The organism is Tardiphaga sp. 42S5 (assembly GCF_034044155.1).
GTDB lineage: Bacteria > Pseudomonadota > Alphaproteobacteria > Rhizobiales > Xanthobacteraceae > Tardiphaga > Tardiphaga robiniae.
The window spans coordinates 5363301-5379748 of sequence record NZ_CP139027.1; the positions used below are offsets into that span (position 1 = coordinate 5363301).

At 62.0% G+C, this 16448-nt stretch carries 18 protein-coding genes; 8 read left to right on the forward strand and 10 right to left on the reverse strand.

Going from position 1 to position 16448, the window contains the following annotated elements; genetic code table 11:
* Nucleotides 1-5: 5 nt before the first annotated feature.
* The 5 genes from SFY93_RS25045 to fliL all read right to left on the reverse strand — a co-directional run bounded on the left by SFY93_RS25045 (nt 6) and on the right by fliL (nt 6695).
* The gene (locus SFY93_RS25045; RefSeq protein ID WP_320445004.1) at nt 6-3686 is read right to left on the reverse strand and encodes a tetratricopeptide repeat protein; all 3681 of its coding nucleotides are present in this window, start codon (nt 3684-3686) and stop codon (nt 6-8) included.
* A gap of 98 nt (nt 3687-3784) precedes the next feature.
* Nucleotides 3785-4555, reverse strand: a complete 771-nt coding sequence (locus tag SFY93_RS25050) for a MotE family protein (protein ID WP_068735654.1) — start codon at nt 4553-4555, stop codon at nt 3785-3787.
* Nucleotides 4552-4989: a DUF6468 domain-containing protein gene (locus SFY93_RS25055; protein ID WP_320445005.1), complete on the reverse strand. Its 438-nt coding sequence runs from the start codon at nt 4987-4989 to the stop codon at nt 4552-4554. Before SFY93_RS25055 ends, SFY93_RS25050 begins: the two co-directional genes overlap by 4 nt.
* The gene (fliM, locus tag SFY93_RS25060) at nt 4986-6185 is read right to left on the reverse strand and encodes a flagellar motor switch protein FliM (protein WP_410001823.1); all 1200 of its coding nucleotides are present in this window, start codon (nt 6183-6185) and stop codon (nt 4986-4988) included. Before fliM ends, SFY93_RS25055 begins: the two co-directional genes overlap by 4 nt.
* A gap of 18 nt (nt 6186-6203) precedes the next feature.
* On the reverse strand, nt 6204-6695 hold the full coding sequence (gene fliL, locus SFY93_RS25065) for a flagellar basal body-associated protein FliL (protein ID WP_175366556.1): 492 nt from the start codon (nt 6693-6695) through the stop codon (nt 6204-6206).
* A 363-nt stretch (nt 6696-7058) separates the two neighbouring features.
* Between fliL and flgF the strand changes: the two genes are divergently transcribed.
* Genes flgF through flgH form a run of 4 tightly spaced genes read left to right on the forward strand, consistent with a single transcriptional unit; the run spans nt 7059 to nt 10542 of the window.
* Nucleotides 7059-7823, forward strand: coding sequence for a flagellar basal-body rod protein FlgF (flgF, locus tag SFY93_RS25070; protein WP_089265179.1), 765 nt, complete (start codon nt 7059-7061; stop codon nt 7821-7823).
* Between the two features lie 12 nt (nt 7824-7835).
* Nucleotides 7836-8624, forward strand: coding sequence for a flagellar basal-body rod protein FlgG (gene flgG, locus SFY93_RS25075; RefSeq protein ID WP_089265180.1), 789 nt, complete (start codon nt 7836-7838; stop codon nt 8622-8624).
* Nucleotides 8625-8635: 11 nt separating this feature from the next.
* Complete coding sequence (gene flgA / locus SFY93_RS25080) at nt 8636-9784, forward strand: flagellar basal body P-ring formation chaperone FlgA (protein ID WP_414716975.1); 1149 nt, start codon at nt 8636-8638, stop codon at nt 9782-9784.
* A 5-nt stretch (nt 9785-9789) separates the two neighbouring features.
* Nucleotides 9790-10542, forward strand: a complete 753-nt coding sequence (gene flgH, locus SFY93_RS25085; RefSeq protein ID WP_068736258.1) for a flagellar basal body L-ring protein FlgH — start codon at nt 9790-9792, stop codon at nt 10540-10542.
* 139 nt (nt 10543-10681) lie between these two features.
* Here the strand turns inward: flgH and SFY93_RS25090 are convergent, their stop codons facing one another.
* The 4 genes from SFY93_RS25090 to SFY93_RS25105 all read right to left on the reverse strand — a co-directional run bounded on the left by SFY93_RS25090 (nt 10682) and on the right by SFY93_RS25105 (nt 13144).
* A complete protein-coding gene (locus SFY93_RS25090) occupies nt 10682-11470 on the reverse strand; it encodes a 2-keto-4-pentenoate hydratase (protein ID WP_320445007.1) in 789 nt (262 codons plus the stop codon).
* Between the two features lie 139 nt (nt 11471-11609).
* Nucleotides 11610-11873, reverse strand: coding sequence for a hypothetical protein (locus tag SFY93_RS25095; RefSeq protein WP_120291376.1), 264 nt, complete (start codon nt 11871-11873; stop codon nt 11610-11612).
* Between the two features lie 202 nt (nt 11874-12075).
* Nucleotides 12076-12486 (reverse strand): RNA polymerase-binding protein DksA, encoded by a 411-nt coding sequence (dksA, locus tag SFY93_RS25100; RefSeq protein ID WP_068735634.1) that lies wholly within the window; start codon nt 12484-12486, stop codon nt 12076-12078.
* A 247-nt stretch (nt 12487-12733) separates the two neighbouring features.
* Entirely contained in the window at nt 12734-13144 is a 411-nt protein-coding gene (locus SFY93_RS25105) for a flagellar assembly protein FliX (protein WP_320445008.1), read from the reverse strand.
* Nucleotides 13145-13471: 327 nt separating this feature from the next.
* Here SFY93_RS25105 and SFY93_RS25110 point away from each other — a divergent pair, with 327 nt between their 5' ends.
* The 4 genes from SFY93_RS25110 to SFY93_RS25125 all read left to right on the forward strand — a co-directional run bounded on the left by SFY93_RS25110 (nt 13472) and on the right by SFY93_RS25125 (nt 16006).
* A complete protein-coding gene (locus tag SFY93_RS25110) occupies nt 13472-14596 on the forward strand; it encodes a flagellar basal body P-ring protein FlgI (protein WP_089265184.1) in 1125 nt (374 codons plus the stop codon).
* Nucleotides 14596-14943 (forward strand): flagellar assembly peptidoglycan hydrolase FlgJ, encoded by a 348-nt coding sequence (gene flgJ, locus SFY93_RS25115; RefSeq protein ID WP_089265185.1) that lies wholly within the window; start codon nt 14596-14598, stop codon nt 14941-14943. The genes SFY93_RS25110 and flgJ overlap by 1 nt, the downstream gene beginning before the upstream one ends.
* 17 nt (nt 14944-14960) lie before the next feature.
* Nucleotides 14961-15455 carry a hypothetical protein gene (locus SFY93_RS25120; RefSeq protein WP_320445009.1) on the forward strand — a complete coding sequence of 165 codons (495 nt, stop codon included), beginning with the start codon at nt 14961-14963 and terminating at the stop codon, nt 15453-15455.
* 164 nt (nt 15456-15619) lie between these two features.
* On the forward strand, nt 15620-16006 hold the full coding sequence (locus SFY93_RS25125; protein ID WP_175366561.1) for a hypothetical protein: 387 nt from the start codon (nt 15620-15622) through the stop codon (nt 16004-16006).
* Nucleotides 16007-16014: 8 nt separating this feature from the next.
* Here the strand turns inward: SFY93_RS25125 and SFY93_RS25130 are convergent, their stop codons facing one another.
* Nucleotides 16015-16374 (reverse strand): hypothetical protein, encoded by a 360-nt coding sequence (locus SFY93_RS25130; protein WP_068735624.1) that lies wholly within the window; start codon nt 16372-16374, stop codon nt 16015-16017.
* Between the last annotated feature and the right edge of the window lie 74 nt (nt 16375-16448).

A 16448-nucleotide genomic window follows, 5' to 3' on the forward strand; every position in this document is an offset into this window, starting at 1 on the left:
ATCCTCTACCGCGTCATCTCGATCTTGCGGACATTGACCACCGGCTGCGGCTTCAGCGAGCCGGTCGGCATCGGATCGGCACTGGCACCTGGCAGGGTCGCCTTGGCGCTGCTTTCGGGGAAGCGCGTCTTCATCTCGCGCAGGAAGCCGTCGAGCGTATCGACGGACGCGGCCATCTTGGCAATGGCGGCGAATTCCGAAGAGTTGGTCGAGGTCGGCTTGCTCGCGGTGTCGAAGGCGATCTTGTCGGCACCGACATTCATCAGCGGCGCATACTTTTCGCGGAAGCGTGCGAGACCGAGGGCGTCTTCCGCCAGCGCATAACCCACAACAGCACGGATGATGTCGCTCTTTTCGCTTGGCGTCAGCGGCGAGAAATCCCGCCAGCGGTCGCCATAATAGAGTTCGATCTGCTCGGAGGCCTCGCGCCAGCGCCGCGACGACCAGTAGATATCCGAGCGGAGCCGGATCGCTTCGCGTCCGCTGACATGAGAGATGATGTCGAGCGCCAGCTCGCGGCGGCCGATGTCACTCTGCGCCCGCGCCTCGAGCAGCAGCCGCTGTTGACGCAGCTCGCCATTGAGATCGGCGATCCGCGTAGTGCGCAGCGCGGCGATGGCGCGGTCGGGCTTGCGGCTCATCAGATAGACCATCGCCAGACGCGCAGCGACCTGCGAGCGTGCAGCGCCCTCGAGACGGTGATCGACCTGATACTGCAAAAGCTCGGCGGCCTGATCGAGCAGATCGACAGCTACGAGACGATCTGCAAGACGGCGGATCATTTCGTCGCCGCGGCGGCCGATCGGGGTCAGCTCGCGAAACTCGTAAAACATCGCCAGCGCATCGACCGGCGGCAGACTGTCACCCTTTGGCGACAGATAGATCTGCGAGAATAGCGCCTGAGCTTCGTCCTGCACCTGGCGCGCGGCTTCGCTGTTGGCCTGGCGCTCGGTGGCTGTGCGGGCGGCCAGCAGCGAGTCATTGTAGCGGCCGAGTTCGGCATACATGCGCGACAGGATCTGCAGCACCTGCACTTCCGTGCCGTCGCCGCGCCAGGTCACCGCCAGAATTTCGAGATCATGCAGCGCGTCCTCGCTGCTGATCTCGTTGCGCTTCTGGCGCAAATTGATTTCGCGCAGCTTGGCTTCCGCTGCGGATTGACGATCCACCGACCCGGTGACGTCCTGATACTTCGACAGCGCATCCTTCTCGCGGCCGAGCGCCTCATCGAGCCAGCCGCTGAGCAGCATGGCCGCGGGCTTGATCTCCGGCGAGATGCCGACCGTTTCGAGCTCACTGCCGCGCGACGACGCGCCGGCATAGTCCTTGACCTCGAGCGAGGCCCGCAGCGCGAGCATCAGGGCCGCACGCTGCAGATCGGCCGGCAGCGCGGCGAGCGTGAACTCGGCATTCTTGAAACGCTCGCGCGCCTCGACCCATTTTTCCTGTTTGGCGTAGGCGAGCGCCTTCCACAATTCACCATCGTAACCCGGCCCGAGCACCGGATTGGCGATATCCTTCAGGGTCTGTTCGGGACGCCCCATCATCGCGCTGGCCACCGCATGAACGATCAGCGCGACAGGGCTTTCCTCGCCGACCTTGGTGTCCGCGATCGCGAGATCGGCGACGCCCTTGGCCTCGTGATACATGCCGCGCGCCATGTAGAATTTGGCCAGATCCATCCGCGCCTGCGGCAGCGAACTAGCTTCGGCCGACGACATCGCGTCGATCAACTCGTCGAAGCGCGCGTTGAACGGGCCTTCCTGATCCTTGCGCCACTGGCCGACATCGAAGATCGGCCGGGCGACCGTCGAGGCGCGCTGCGGCGCCGCATCGGCTGCCGACAGCGTCAGGCCGCCGGGCTTGGTGAGCATCACCTTGTCGATACTGGCTTCAACGGACACGTCGTCGGAGTTCACCTGAACCACCACGCCGTGAATCGATTCCAGCAACGAGAATTCAACGAAGTCCTGGCGACGGATGAAGCCGCGCGATGGTGGCAGCGCGGTGATGATATTGAGCGTATCGCCGGCATCCGGATCAACCAGGCGATGCTTGAGACCGGGCTTGGCCAACGGCACCTGCACGCTGGCGCGCGAGGGATCGGCAATGTTGCGCACGGCGGACAGCGGCTGCGACGGCGTCTGACGTGTATCGGCCAGCATCAGCGACCAGGCCTGTCCCGCGCCGGCAGGATCGTCGGTCGTGAGCGAAGCCAGTTGTGGGCGATTAAGGCGGATGCGGATCGCCTGCCCCTTCTCCAGCGGGATCGTGCTCACATCGGCAATGATCGATCCGCTATCGCGGCGGATCGGCGCGGTGTCGATGGGCCGCGTCGAATCTGCCACCAGCCACAGGATATCGCCGCGGCGAAACAAAGCGACCGGCGTTTGCGATGGAAAGGCAAAGGCTATGCGCACGCCGTCGCTGCTGCGCTTGACCTCAACCGGCATGCCCGCCGGTTCGGTCGACGCAGCAGCAACGGGTGCAGCAGCAGGGGCCGCCGCAACGACAGGCGCAGGCGGCGGTGTTTCTTTGGCAGGAGCTACGACAACAGGCTCGGCTGCCGGCGCAGGCTTGGGTGATTCAGCGACCTTGGCCGCCTCGGGCTTTGGCTCTTCCGGCTTCGCTGCCGCGACGGGCGCTGCCGGTGCAGCCGTCGCAACCTCGACTTTCTTCTCCGGAACGATCTCTTTTGCGATCGTCTCGGAGGTCGGCGGCACGATCTCGCCGGAGCGCTGTGCCGGGACGCTGGCGGGCTTTTCGACCTCTGGAGGCTTCGCCGCAACCGGCGGTTTCTCGTCCACAGGAGCGGCCACCGGCAGCTTGGCCAGCGGCGACGGCTTCTCATTCTGCTGGAAGCCGATGTCGACGACGTAGCTCTTGTCCTCGCGGAACGACTTCACATCGACGTCGCCGATCAAGCCGATCTCGACGGCGGTCCGGTTGCCGTCCATCGCCTGACCGATCGATGCGACATTGGCGGGTGCGGACAGTTTGGCATCGGCGAGATCGAACACCAGACCGGCGTTGAAGGTCAGCGTCAGCGTCTTCTCGTTCAGCACCGACGACACACCGACGCCGCCGGTCTCGAACACGAAGCGCACGAAGGTCGGCTGCACGGATGCGCGCACGCGGATCGGCGGCTTCTTCTGGCTTTCCGCGGCAGCGCGTTGCTGGCGCAAGGCGCGCTCTGCCGCGCGCGCACGCTCCGACAATTCCTTGACCACATCCTGCGGCAAACCGGGCGGCATGCCCTTCCAGGTGTCGGGCAACAGATCGATGAAGATGCGCTCGCCCGCCGTCATCGAATTGACGGTCACCCTGCGTGACAAAGCGAGACGGATCGCCGTGCCATCGGGATCGCGGCGTGCGGAGCCGATATAGTCCGGTGCGGCGTCACCGAGAATCTCGACAGGAATATCGACCGGCCGCTTGAAGCGAATGACGAGAATGGTGCCGGCTTGCGTCACCTCGGACTCCACGTCCTCGGCAAGCTTCAGCACAATGCGGCCATAGCCGCCCGACGTGCCCATGCTGGCGGTGCCCCTCACCGCTTGCGCAGATGCGGCATCCGGGAACGACAGCGCAAGACAGACAATGCCCGCGAGGACCGCACAACGTCGAACGGCCCGCGTCCATGCGCGAGCTTGCGTCCAACATGCAACGGCAGCCGTCCGTGCCATCCAGAAGTGTCTCTCAGCCCGATGCTCGAAGGACGACCGGTCGTTCGCCCTGTGTCGAATCTAGATTCCGCGCTCTAAGGATTTGTTAATTAATTTCTTTAATTCCGGCCCTGCTGGATCGGCCTGCCTTCGATCTTGGGCAGTTCGACCGCCGCGGCAGATCGTTCGCCGCCCGAGGCGCGGCGCGCCAGTTCAACGGTGAGGCGTTCAGCGGCCTCCGGCTGCATCAGACCGAGAATGTCGGACATCTTCCGAGGCGCAATCTGCGAGGCGATCTCGAACAGCACCGGCATTTCCAGCCGGTCGAAGATCTTCGCGGCGTCCTTCGGCTTCATGCTTTCATACATGGTGACGATACCCTTGAAGCGGGCGGCATCGACTTCGCTCTTCTGGTCGTTCGCCGTCTTGATGCCGGCTTCGACGCCCTTTAATTCGTCGACGCGGGTTTCGATGCGCTTCTCGGCGGCCTTCAGCAGGCTCTCGCGAATGTCGATCTCGCGTGCACGCGCTTCCAGCTCCTGACGGCGCGCTTGCAACCGTTCGAGGATCGCGCGTTCAGCAGGCGAGATTTGAGGAGACAGTTCGACAGGCGGGTTGCTGGTCGGTTCGATCGCTGCAGGCGCTGCTACCGCGGGCTTCGGCTCTTCCTTCTTGGCTGACACCGAGCCGGTAATGTCGCCATCTGCGGGTTTGCCGCCCGGGAAGTTGAACATCTCCTGCGCCCACGATCCTTTCGTAGGCTGAGGCTGCGGATCGTAGTTGAACACGTAGCCGCCATCGATCACCAGGCCGGCGATCTTGAGAATCGCCAGCCCGAAAACCGCCACCAAGACGACAGGAAGAATACGAACGTCCCGAAAAGCTTTCATGCAGCGATGCCGTCAGGCCTCCTCCGCTCGGCAAACGCCTGCGCTGCCGCGGCATTGGCCCGCGCTGCGGACACCCGCGGCACATCAGGGTCGGTTTCGGTGAGCGGCCGTGCCGCCACCGCGATCTTCGATAGCCGGCGCACGACAGCGTCGCTCTCGGCGAGCTGGGCTTTCAGTTGATCGGCCAGCGCCGTTGCCGCCGAAATCTGGCTGCCGAGATTCTCGTTGACGTCGCGCACGGTAAGCTTGAGTCCGCCGATCGCACGCTCGGCGATCTCGGTCACGGTGATGAGCTCGCCGATCGTGGCCTTCAACGATTGCTCGTCCGCCTTGAGGCGCTTCAGGCGCTTATTGAGCAACATGCAATAGGCGATGGTCAGGATCAGAAGCACCGCAACCAGGCTCTCGATCACAATTCCTAATGAATGACTCATTGTGCCTCCATCAATTTAGTTTGCTCATCAGCCTTCTCAAACATGGCGAAGGTTGTGTTAGGCTTGCGTAATTGTTTCGTGACTCTAATGGCAACGCGGTCGCCGACACGGCCCATGCGACCTTCAGTCAAGGTCACGGCTCCGCAACGAACGGCAACAAGGGCATCCGCCCGCATTTCCAGCGGTAGCGTATCGCCCACTTTGAGAAGCATCAGCTGCTTCAACGGGATCTCCGCCTCATACAGCACGGCGTCGACGGCGATCTCGGCCTGAGCAATTTCAGTGGCGAGATGGCTTTCCCAGATCGGATCACGGCCGAATTTTTCGCCCATGAACATCTGCATGAGCACGGCGCGGATCGGCTCGATCGTCGCATAGGGCAGCAGCAATTCGATATTGCCGCCGCGATCTTCCATGTCGATATGCAGGCGCACCAGGATTGCGGCATTGGCTGGACGGCTGATGGCGGCAAAGCGCGGATTGGTCTCAAGCCGGTCGATGGTGAAAGCCACGGGCGACAGTGGCCGGAACGCCTGCTCGGCATCCGCCAGCACGACTTCGATCAGGCGCTTCACCAGATTGGTTTCGATGGTGGTATAGGGACGACCCTCGATGCGCAGCGAGGCCTGACCTCGACGGCCGCCGAGCAACACGTCGATCATCGAATAGATCAGGCTGGAATCGACGGTAGCGAGGCCAAAATTCTCCCACTCCTCTGCCTTGAACACGCACAGCACGGCTGGCAGCGGAATCGAATTCATATAGTCGCCGAAACGCACCGAAGTGATGCGATCGAGCGAGACTTCGACGTTGTCGGAGGTGAAATTGCGCAGGCTCGTGGTCATCAACCGCACCAGACGGTCGAACACGATTTCGAGCATCGGCAGACGCTCATACGACACCATCGAGGAATCGATGATGGCGCGAATGCCGGAATTCTCGTCGAGATGAACCTCGTTGACGCTGAAGCCGAGGAGGTTGTCGATTTCTTCCTGCGAGAGAACGCGCTCGCCGCCGTTCTTGCCGCCGCCGATATCGCGACCGCCATCCTCGACCATGGCGGCCCATTGCTCCGCCATGGTGCCGGTGAGTTCGTTTTCGGCAGCCGCTTTCGCCGCCTCAACGGGATCCTCTGAATCCAGAGAAGCTTCCCATTCGGCGGCAATTGCGTCCTGATCGACCTGTTCGGTAGACATCAGCCTAAATCCAATTCCTCACTGAATGAGGATTTCCTTGAACAGCACAGCGTTCACGTGATGAGGAGAGATCGCGGCATTGACGCGCCGCGTCAGCTCTTCCTTCAGCCGGAACATGCCAACGGAGCCGTTCAGATCGGTGGTGCGCAGTTCGCGCAGGTAAACCTGGAACATGTCGGTGATGCGCGGCATCGACGGCGTGATCTGCGCCACCAGCGGCGCTTCCTTCACCTCGAGCACGATCTTGGCCTTGAGATATTGCACGCGCTCGCCGGGCTGACCGGCAAGGTTCACCAGGATTTCCGGCACATCGATGAAGGCGAGCGGCTTCGCAGCCGGCGCCGCCTCTTTCTTCTCTTCCTTGGGGTGCCCCTTCAGGAAGAACCAGCCGCCACCGCCCGCTGCAAGCACCAGCACGCCCACGACGATTGCGATCAGCTTGAATTTGCTCTTGGGAGCTGCCGCCTCGTCCCCGGTCGGGGTGCTTTCTGAAGTTTCCGTATCCGCCATCGCCTGCCCGTCCGGGGTTGGGATGAGCTCGATGCTGCAAAGCAGGCTTTAAAGACGCGATACAAATGCTGCCAGCGCCCAAGGCCCTGTGTGATCGTGACGCTAGGTCGCAATGGTTAACGGAATCTTTCTTTTGACGCTCAACTAGGAAAATTCTGCCGGCAAATATGGTCAACAAGACCTTTCTGCCGCCCGTTTTCGCGCCTCGGAAACCACCAACAAGTTGAAAAATATCAGCTTTTTGACTTGGCACGGCTTTCGCTACTCACCTTAGCGAACCGCGGCTTGGGAGAGCTGTGCGGTTTACGGGATCCGCGGCGAGCTTGGGAGAGCGATCCGCGCGAACTTAGGGGAGAACCACCGATGGAGAATATGCTTCTCGTCGGACTGTCGCGGCAGATGACGCTTCGGCGTCAGATGGACGTCGTGGCGAACAACATTGCGAACATCAACACGAGCGGCTTCAAGGCCGAGCGGACGATTTTCGAGGAATATCTGAGCCCGGCCGCCCGCGAAGACAACTTCGTCGGCCGCGACCGCCGCGTGTCCTTCGTGCAGGACCGCGCCACGATGCATGATTTCACCGGCGGCGCGACCGAGCAGACCAAGAATCCGCTGGATGTCGCCATCGACGGCAACGCCTTCCTCGCGGTGCAGACCCCGAACGGTGAGCGCTACACCCGCGACGGTGGCATGCAGATCAATTCGCAGGGCCAGCTCGTGACAGCGTCGGGCGCACCGGTGCTCGGCGCCAATGGCCCGATCGTGTTCCAGCAGACCGACCACGACATCAACATCTCGCAGGACGGCACGGTCACGGTGCTCGAAGGCATCAACCGCATCGACTCCGTGCGCGGCAAGATTCGCATGGTCAATTTCGCGCAGCCCCAGCGGCTGGTGAAGGAAGGCTCCAACCTGTTCTCGGCCGGCCCCGGCGCCAATCCGCAGCCGTCCACCACCTCGAAGCTCAATCAGGGCTTCATCGAAAAGTCGAACGTCAGCTCGGTCGTCGAAATGACCCGGATGATCGACGTCACCCGCGCCTACACCGAGCTGTCCAACATGCTGCAGTCGCAAGGCGACGCGCGGCGCTCCGCCATCGAAAAACTTGCCGACGTTCCGGCTTAAGGAATCTGACCCATGCGCGCTCTTTACACTGCAGCGACCGGGATGGCGGCCCAGGAACTCAACGTCCAGGTCATCTCGAACAATATCGCCAACATGCGCACGACCGGCTTCAAGAAGCAGCGTGCCGCATTCCAGGACCTCATCTACGATCACGTTCGCCGCGTCGGTGCGCAAGCATCGGATCAGGGCACAGTCATTCCGGTCGGCGTCGATATCGGCGGCGGCGTGAAGACCGTCGGCACTCCGCGCATGATGACCCAGGGCACGCTGTCGGCGACCGGCGGCGATCTCGATATCGCGGTCCGCGGCGAAGGCTTCTTCAAGATCCAGCTCACCGATGGCACCTTCGCCTACACCCGCGATGGTACGTTTTCCACTGACCAGCAGGGCCGCATCGTCAACCCGCAGGGCAACCTGCTGCAGCCAACGATCTCGATTCCCCAGGCGTCGTCGCAACTCTCGATCAATGCGCAGGGCCAGGTCTCGGTCATCGTACCGGGCTCGACGACCCCGACCGTTCTCGGCCAGATCAGCCTCACCCGCTTCATCAACAAGGCCGGTCTCAATTCGATCGGTGACAACCTGTTCACCGAAACACCTGCCTCCGGCCCACCGCAGGACGGCGTCGCCAATGCCGACGGCTTCGGCGACATGCAGCAGCGCAACCTCGAAATGGCCAATGTCGAAGTGGTCACCGAAATCTCGGACCTGATCGCCGCGCAGCGCGCCTATGAGATGAACGCCAAGGTCATCAGCGCGGCCGACCAGATGCTGCAATCCACCGCCGGCATGTTCCGCTGAGGAGAATGATCATGACATCAGCCATGCGTTCGCTTCTCCTCGCCACCGCCCTGCTCGCTGCAGCGGCCACTGCTGCGCTCGGCCAGGCGCAGCGCGACGAGGTCATCGCATCGCCAACGCTGCGCGCCAATGTCACCGTGTCCAGTGACGTGGTGCGGATTGGCGATGTCATCGACAATGCCGGCCCCACCGCGCAGATCGCGATCTATCGGGCGCCCGACCTCGGCACCGTCGGCACGCTGTCGACCGCGCAGGTCATCGCGGCGTTGCGGCAGCATCAGGTGATTGGCGTCGATACACGCGAGCTCAAGTCCATCACCGTGACGCGGCTGTCGCGTAGCATCGACAGCAAGGATATCGAGAACCAAGTCGCGCAGTCGCTGGAGAACCGCCACGGCCTTGGTGCCGCCGCCAATCTGAGCCTGACCTTCGATCGCGAAGTCCAGGGCCTGCAGCTTGACGCTAGCAATACCGGCGCGCTGCAGCCTGTCGCGGTCCGCTTCGACGCACGTAGCGGCCGTTTCGACGTCACCTTTGCGATCGGCAACGATTCCAATGTGTCCGCCACCAAGCTGCGTTTCACCGGCAGTGCCGTTGAGACCGTGGAAGCGGCGGTGCTGGTCCGCGGCGTCGAACGCAATGAAGTGCTGAAATCTTCCGATGTTGTCGTCGAGCGTCGCCCGAAAGCCGAAGTCGGCAGCGATGGCGTAACGCGCGACCGCGCCGTGGGCATGCAGAGCCGCCGCCAATTGCGCGCCGGTCAGGCAATCCGCAATGCCGACCTCGCCAAGCCAGATCTGGTCACCCGCGATCAGGCGGTGACGCTGATCTACGAAACCGCAGGGCTTTATCTCACGCTCCGCGGCAAGGCCATCGAAGGCGGCACCGAAGGCGACGTGGTCAACGTCATCAATCTGCAGTCCAAGCGCACAGTCTCCGGCGTCGTGGTCGGTCGCGGCCAGGTCGCCGTTTCCGCTCCGTCGCCGCGTCTCCCCGCGCAAGTCGAAACTCCCGCGCCAACGCCTGCCCCAACCCGCGATTCTCTCCCGTCCGAAAAAATCTCCCAGGCCAGACCTCCTCTGGCCGCCTCTCCCGCTGCCAACTCTCCCGTCGCGCTTGCTGCCAACGACCACGTGCCTGTTTCTCGAAAAGCTGAGTAAAGTTGATGTTCCAGTTCCATCGTCCCTTCGCCACCGGCGCTGCGCTTCTTACGGTCGGCCTTGCTGCCAGCGGCTGTTCATCGATCGACCGTCTCGCGTCCATCGGCGAGAAACCGGCGCTCACGGCGATCGAAAACCCGACGACACAGCCCGGCTACAAGCCAGTGCAGATGCCAATGCCAAAGCCGGAGGTCGCATCCTACAACGCCAACTCCCTGTGGCGCAGCGGATCGCGCGCGTTCTTCAAGGATCAGCGCGCGCGCCAGATCGGCGACATCCTGACGGTCACCGTGAACTTCACCGACAAGGCCAATATCGCCAACGAGACCCAGCGCAGCCGTACCAATACGGAAAACTCGGGGATCACCGACTTTGCGGGCAGCAAGTTGCTGACAGGTTCGGCCGCCTCGGTGCTGCCCGGCCGTCTGCTGACGGCTGATGGATCGTCGTCGAGCGACGGCAAGGGATCGGTCGCACGACAGGAAGCGTTGCAGACCAGCGTCGCCGCAGTGGTCACGCAATTGCTGCCGAACGGCAACCTCGTGGTTGAGGGCAAGCAGGAAATCCGCGTCAACTACGAAATCCGCGAGCTGATCGTCGCCGGCATCGTGCGTCCGGAAGACATTCAGAGCGACAACACCATCGACAGCGCCAAGATCGCGCAGGCCCGCATCGCCTATGGCGGCCGCGGCCAGATCTCGGACGTCCAGCAACCACGCTACGGCCAACAGGTCATGGACGTGCTGCTGCCCTTCTAACCGCTAACCAGCTCCCACATCTCATCGTGCTCCCACATGGTGAGGTGTTCACACGCGGCCTTTCGTCAGCTCCCCTGGCGGAAGGCCGTCGTCGTTCTGAACAGTGATTGTTGCGCACCGATTGGCCACGGGGCAGTCGTCAGCCTTTGAAGTCCACCTCGACGCTGCCCAGTCCCAGCAACTCCATCCGGACGTGATCTCCGGCATTGAGCCACGCCGTCTGTACCAGACTGCCCGTCAGTACGAAGTCCCCGGCGCGCAATATCTTGTTTCGGGCCGCGAGATGGTTGGCAAGCCAGGCCAGTGCATGATGTGGATGACCAAGAACATCGGCGCCATTGCCGCGCCCCACCTCCGTGCCGTTGACGACGGCACGTCCAATCACCGACAGAAGGTCAGGCGCCTTGCCACGAGCAACAGGCGCACCCAGAACACATCCCGCCGCAAAGAAATCATCTGCGATCAGTGTCGGCGCATCCATACTGCGCCAGTCCGCATAACGATCATCGACGATCTCGATGGCAGGATGGTAGGCATCGATCGCTGTTGCGACATCATCAGCCGTGAACGGCTCGCCCGACGGCATCAGATCGCTCGCGAGCTGGACCGCAATTTCACACTCCACGCCGACATGTACATAATCGTTGTAGCGCAGCGACGTTCCGGCGGCATGAACACCACTCATATAGAGTCCGCCAGCGCAAGGGTGCGAAATACCGAGATATTGCTGCATCACCGCGCTTGTGCAGCCGATCTTGTAACCGACCTGCAAGCCGAAATCGGGCGACAGCAAATTGTGAAGCGCGTCCTGCACGCGATAGCCATCGGCCTCGTCATGCGGGACCGCGTCTGGCGGCAACACGGTGAGCGGCGTGCGGTTATGGCGGACGTAAGCCAGGATTTCGGCGATCGCGAGATACTTTTCCATCGGCGGTCCCTTCGCTCGTCACACGGCTCATGCTGACATATGACTAACGGGTAGCGACCACCATCCTGCTTGGCAACGGTGCGCAGCGTTGCTGGCGCGAACCGACGCTCGCGCCACTGCAATTCCTCGATTCTGGAGTTCAGCCGAAGACCCTGGTCAGGTCTTCATGAAGCCGACGCATCCCCGCAGGCCCGGTGAAGATCTCCTTCACCTCGGCCAGAGCCTCCGTCGTCAGGACATCTTCAGAACGCCGGCCCTGCGCAGCAGTCGCAAGGATGCGCGAGGCGATGGCCGCCTGATTGCACGAGGTGCGGTGCTGCTCCGGCACCCTTGCGACGACCTTTTGAAGAACATTCCGCATCAGCGCGATCGTATCGGGATCATAAGAGGCAGGCGCAGCCATTGTTCATCCTCCCGTTTTTTTTCTGGAGCAAGCCTACGTCCTATCGGCGAATGATGACGTTCATATTCCCGTGTTTAAGAATGTCGCCGTGCTGCAGTGCAGTTATCGCAGATCACTGCATCGCACAGCATGCGCGATTGCCTTCCGGAACTCCGAAATGAAAAACGGCCGCCCGATGGGCGGCCGTTTGGCATCTGAAAGACTATTCGTCGCGATAGACCTTTTCGCGCTTCTCGTGGCGCTCCTGAGCTTCCACGGAGAGTGTTGCGATCGGGCGGGCTTCTAGCCGCTTGAGCGAGATCGGCTCGCCGGTCTCCTCGCAATAGCCGTAGGTATTATCCTCGATGCGCAGCAGCGCGGCGTCGATCTTGGAGATCAGCTTGCGCTGCCGGTCGCGCGCCCGCAGTTCGATGGCGCGGTCTGTTTCCGACGATGCACGGTCGGCGAGGTCGGGGTGATTGACGTTCTCCTCCTGCAAAGCCTGCAGGGTGAGTTTCGATTCACGGAGGATTTCTTCCTTCCAAGCCAGCAATTTCGCGCGGAAATAGTCGCGCTGCCGGTCGTTCATGAAAGGCTCTTTTTCGGAGGGGCGATAGCTTTTCAACTTGTCCAAGGCCAATCCATCTATGCGTGCAAGGCGCCGGAAATGACCGGCCGCGCCGCAGCTTATATAGCTAGGTCATGTGACAGACAATAACGTCAGGATACCTCCAGAACGGCCATCCACCGCCGGGTTTCAGGGCCGGAACCGTGCTGCTGCAGCACCTGGCCCCCTCAGCCCGGTCTTTGGCAAAGGGCGTGTGAAGGGCTAGACGGTATTTTGTGCGGCTCCAGCCGGACTTGGAGCCGCTCCGAGCGGGTCAGACTTGGCCAGCCTTGGCCAGTTCGACTTCAACCCGCAGTTCGATCTCGGAGAGCACGGCGTCCAGACCGGGCTCGCCGGATGATTCCTTGAGGTTGGCTGCCGCACTGCGCAACCGCGCCACCATGGCCGAATTGATCGAGCCCGTGAGCAGGCCGATCTTGAGTTCGTCGAGGACATCGAGCGCACCGCGGCCGCGCTTCACCGAGCGCTTGCGGCGCTCCATGGGATCTTCGACGCTCTGCATGGCCAGAAGCGCATCGATGCTGTTGGCCGCCCGGGGCGCGACAGTCGGTCTGGTGTCGGAGGTCGGTGTCGCGTCCGGCAACGAAAACCCGGTCGAACTGGTTTTCTTCGCTCCTGACGACGGGGCTCCGAATGTGGTGCCGTTCGGTCCGTAAATGCGCATCGGCGTGTCCAGCAAGGGTAATGGCCGATCCCGGCCCACGGCGGCTTGCCGTTCGCTCAGTACCATCGCGAGCGTAAACGGACCTCCATCCGGAAAGGTCGTCTTTTATGGTTAATCAATCGTAAACGGCCCGGCAAAATCTGCCGCAGGCGGCACATTCGTCGGGGCTCGGATCACACATCCAGCCCGAGAGCTTTCCTCATTATCCTTATAAATCAATATTTTAAAGCGAATTAGAACGCTGGCACGGCGCTCGCATAGTTAATGCCGGATCGTCGTCATGGGAGTGATGAGCGGTCCAGTGAAGACCTCAGCGGGGAGCAGAGGATGCCGAGCCTACCTTCGATCCGATTCTGTCAGACGGCCTGTGCGGTGCTGCTCGTGCTGCTCGTACAGGCGGTGTCGGCACATGCGACGTCGCGGATCAAGGATCTCGCCAATATCGAAGGCGTCCGGCAGAACCAGCTGATCGGCTACGGTCTCGTGGTCGGCCTCAACGGCACCGGCGACACCCTCAACAACATCCCGTTCACCCGCCAGTCGCTGCAGGCGATGCTGGAGCGCATGGGCGTCAATATCCGCGGCCAGACGCTGCGCACCGGCAACGTGGCCGCCGTCATGGTCACCGGCAACCTGCCCGCCTTCGGCACCCAGGGCACCCGCATGGACGTCACCGTCTCGGCGCTCGGCGACGCCAAGAACCTGACCGGCGGCACCCTGCTGGTCACCCCCCTGCTCGGCGCCGACGGCAATGTCTACGCCGTCGCCCAGGGCTCCCTCGCCATCAATGGTTTTGCCGCCGAAGGCGCTGCCGCCAGCATCACCCGCGGCGTGCCGACCGTTGGCCGCATCGCCAATGGCGCCATCATCGAGCGCGAGATCGAATTCGCGCTGAACCGCCTGCCCAATGTGCGCCTCGCTTTGCGCAACCCTGACTTCACCACGGCCAAGCGCATTGCCGCCGCCGTCAACGACTTCCTGGGATCCAAGACCGCCGAGCCGATCGATCCCTCCACCGTGCAGCTGTCGATCCCGCCGGAGTTCAAGGGCAACGTCGTCGCGCTGCTCACCGAGATCGAGCAGCTACAGGTCGAACCGGATCTGGCCGCTAAGATCATCATCGACGAACGCTCCGGCATCATCGTGATGGGCCGCGACGTCCGCGTCGCTACCGTCGCTGTGGCCCAAGGCAATCTCACCGTGACGATTTCGGAGAGTGCCAATGTCAGCCAGCCCAACGCATTCTCCAACGGCCGCACAGTCGTCACGCCAAGCACACGAGTCGGCGTGACCGAGGACGGCAAGAAATTCGCGTTGGTGAAGGACGGCGTTTCGCTGCAGCAGCTCGTCGACGGCCTCAACGGACTCGGCATCGGCCCGCGCGACCTGATCGGCATCCTCCAGGCCATCAAGGCCGCGGGCGCCATCCAGGCTGACATCGAGGTGATGTGATGAACGTCAATACCGCTGTCGCCGCCTATCAGGCCAAGCACCCGACCATCAACGGCCGCCCCGATCAGAACCTGATCGATGCGCTGCAGAAAGTATCGCCGCAAGCTCAGGCCAAGACGCGCAAACAGTCCGAAGATTTCGAGGCGATGTTCATCAACACGATGTTCTCGCAGATGACATCGGGCATCAAGGGCGAAGGCCCGTTCGGCGATACCACCGGCACCGGCGCATGGCGCTCGATGCTAACCGACGAATATTCGAAGTCCTTCGCCAAGGCCGGCGGCGTCGGCATCTCCAACGAAGTCTTTCGTTCACTCATCATCCAGCAAGCCAATCGCGCCAGCTGATCGCAGAGGACACCGCCATGAACAATGCGCAACGCCAGCAAGCCGCCCCGATCGCCGCACCGCGTTCGGTCGCGACGCTGATGGAAGCCCGTCAGCTCGCCGACGAACTCATGAAGGTGATGAACGAGCTGCTCGCCATCATCGAACAGGAGACAACGCTGGTCCGCAACGGCCATATCCGCGAGGCTATCAAGCTCGAAGCTCCGAAGGCGGACATTTCGCGTCGCTACATTGCGATGATCTCGCTGCTCAAGATCAGCCAGACATATCTCGCGCAGACGACGCCCGACCTGCTTTCGGCCTTGCGCAAGCACCATGACGTGTTCCGTGCGATGCTGCAGGTCAATCTGACCGTGCTCGCCACCGCGCATGCGGTTTCGGAAGGCATTGTCCGCGGCGTCAATGCCGAGGTTCAGAAGCGTAATATCCCGCAGACCTATACGGCGGCCGGTCGGCAGGCTCAGCCGGGCCGGGTCAACATGACGCCCATCGTCGTCAGCCGGTCACTTTGATCGTATAATGGGTCATGCGATCGCTGGCCCGTTTGATGCGCCGCGGGATTGCTATCTTTTGACTTAAATTACAGCGCGCAAGTAAGCACCGGATTCAGCCGTCCGGTGCATAATGTCGTTTGGGAACGGGTCGGGATTTATCGAATGGAGCCAGGAGGGCTGCCATGGGTGCCGACTTCAATATCAAACCGGTGGGGGCACCGGTTGCCACGCCGGTGATACGACCCGCACCAGAAGCGGTGCGCGAAGCCGTGCCTACGCAACTCCCTCCCGACAAGACCGTGTCAGCAGCGCCCCGTGTACTGCAGCCGAACATTTCTGCAGCGAACTACCAGCAGATGGACAGCGAACGCATCTCCAAGGAAGTCATCATCGACAAGGGCGCAGGCGAGATCGTCTTCGTATCTGTGGACAAGAAGTCCAATCAGGTGATCGATCAGTATCCCGAGGAATCGCGACTGCGCTCCCGCGCCTATCTGCGCGCCATGGACACGCTCAACCAGGACGCAAAGCTGCAGAATCGACGTATGGAGACGGATCGCAGGATCTAATGCGCTGATCAGACGTTGCGCGTTGCAAAGGCTGTATCGAGATAGGTGCTGCCGGTGGCGGCATCGGTCACGACGTTCTTGATCGTCGCCTTGTTGTTGGCCGTCATTTGGAACTTGGTGTCGCCCACGCGAAACGAGTTATCCTTGATCAGGACCTGCTGATACTTCACGGTCCCCTCGCTCTGATACTTCACCTGCGCGCGGAAGCCTTCGACCTGCGAAATCGCGACCTCGAACTTCTTTCCATTAGCGTAGGTGCCCTGCCAACTGCCTTTGTAGGCGTCGGCATCCACCGCCACATACTTGCCTGCCGTGACCGGCGTGGTGGTCTTGTAAGCCGTTGCAAGAATGCTGAGTGCGTCTGCCATCGTGCCTCGTCGCACGCGGCTTCGAATCGCCGCGCCTGTCAGGCGCCATTAGGCCGCGCCAACCATTAAGCTAA

Coding starts and splice junctions, on each gene's coding strand:
- SFY93_RS25045 (WP_320445004.1), bottom strand. CDS start 3,686: ATGGCACGGACGGCTGCCGTTGCATGTTGGACGCAAGCTCGCGCATGG.
- SFY93_RS25050 (WP_068735654.1), bottom strand. CDS start 4,555: ATGAAAGCTTTTCGGGACGTTCGTATTCTTCCTGTCGTCTTGGTGGCG.
- SFY93_RS25055 (WP_320445005.1), bottom strand. CDS start 4,989: ATGAGTCATTCATTAGGAATTGTGATCGAGAGCCTGGTTGCGGTGCTT.
- fliM (WP_410001823.1), bottom strand. CDS start 6,185: ATGTCTACCGAACAGGTCGATCAGGACGCAATTGCCGCCGAATGGGAA.
- fliL (WP_175366556.1), bottom strand. CDS start 6,695: ATGGCGGATACGGAAACTTCAGAAAGCACCCCGACCGGGGACGAGGCG.
- flgF (WP_089265179.1), top strand. CDS start 7,059: ATGGAGAATATGCTTCTCGTCGGACTGTCGCGGCAGATGACGCTTCGG.
- flgG (WP_089265180.1), top strand. CDS start 7,836: ATGCGCGCTCTTTACACTGCAGCGACCGGGATGGCGGCCCAGGAACTC.
- flgA (WP_414716975.1), top strand. CDS start 8,636: ATGACATCAGCCATGCGTTCGCTTCTCCTCGCCACCGCCCTGCTCGCT.
- flgH (WP_068736258.1), top strand. CDS start 9,790: ATGTTCCAGTTCCATCGTCCCTTCGCCACCGGCGCTGCGCTTCTTACG.
- SFY93_RS25090 (WP_320445007.1), bottom strand. CDS start 11,470: ATGGAAAAGTATCTCGCGATCGCCGAAATCCTGGCTTACGTCCGCCAT.
- SFY93_RS25095 (WP_120291376.1), bottom strand. CDS start 11,873: ATGGCTGCGCCTGCCTCTTATGATCCCGATACGATCGCGCTGATGCGG.
- SFY93_RS25105 (WP_320445008.1), bottom strand. CDS start 13,144: ATGCGCATTTACGGACCGAACGGCACCACATTCGGAGCCCCGTCGTCA.
- SFY93_RS25110 (WP_089265184.1), top strand. CDS start 13,472: ATGCCGAGCCTACCTTCGATCCGATTCTGTCAGACGGCCTGTGCGGTG.
- flgJ (WP_089265185.1), top strand. CDS start 14,596: ATGAACGTCAATACCGCTGTCGCCGCCTATCAGGCCAAGCACCCGACC.
- SFY93_RS25120 (WP_320445009.1), top strand. CDS start 14,961: ATGAACAATGCGCAACGCCAGCAAGCCGCCCCGATCGCCGCACCGCGT.
- SFY93_RS25125 (WP_175366561.1), top strand. CDS start 15,620: ATGGGTGCCGACTTCAATATCAAACCGGTGGGGGCACCGGTTGCCACG.
- SFY93_RS25130 (WP_068735624.1), bottom strand. CDS start 16,374: ATGGCAGACGCACTCAGCATTCTTGCAACGGCTTACAAGACCACCACG.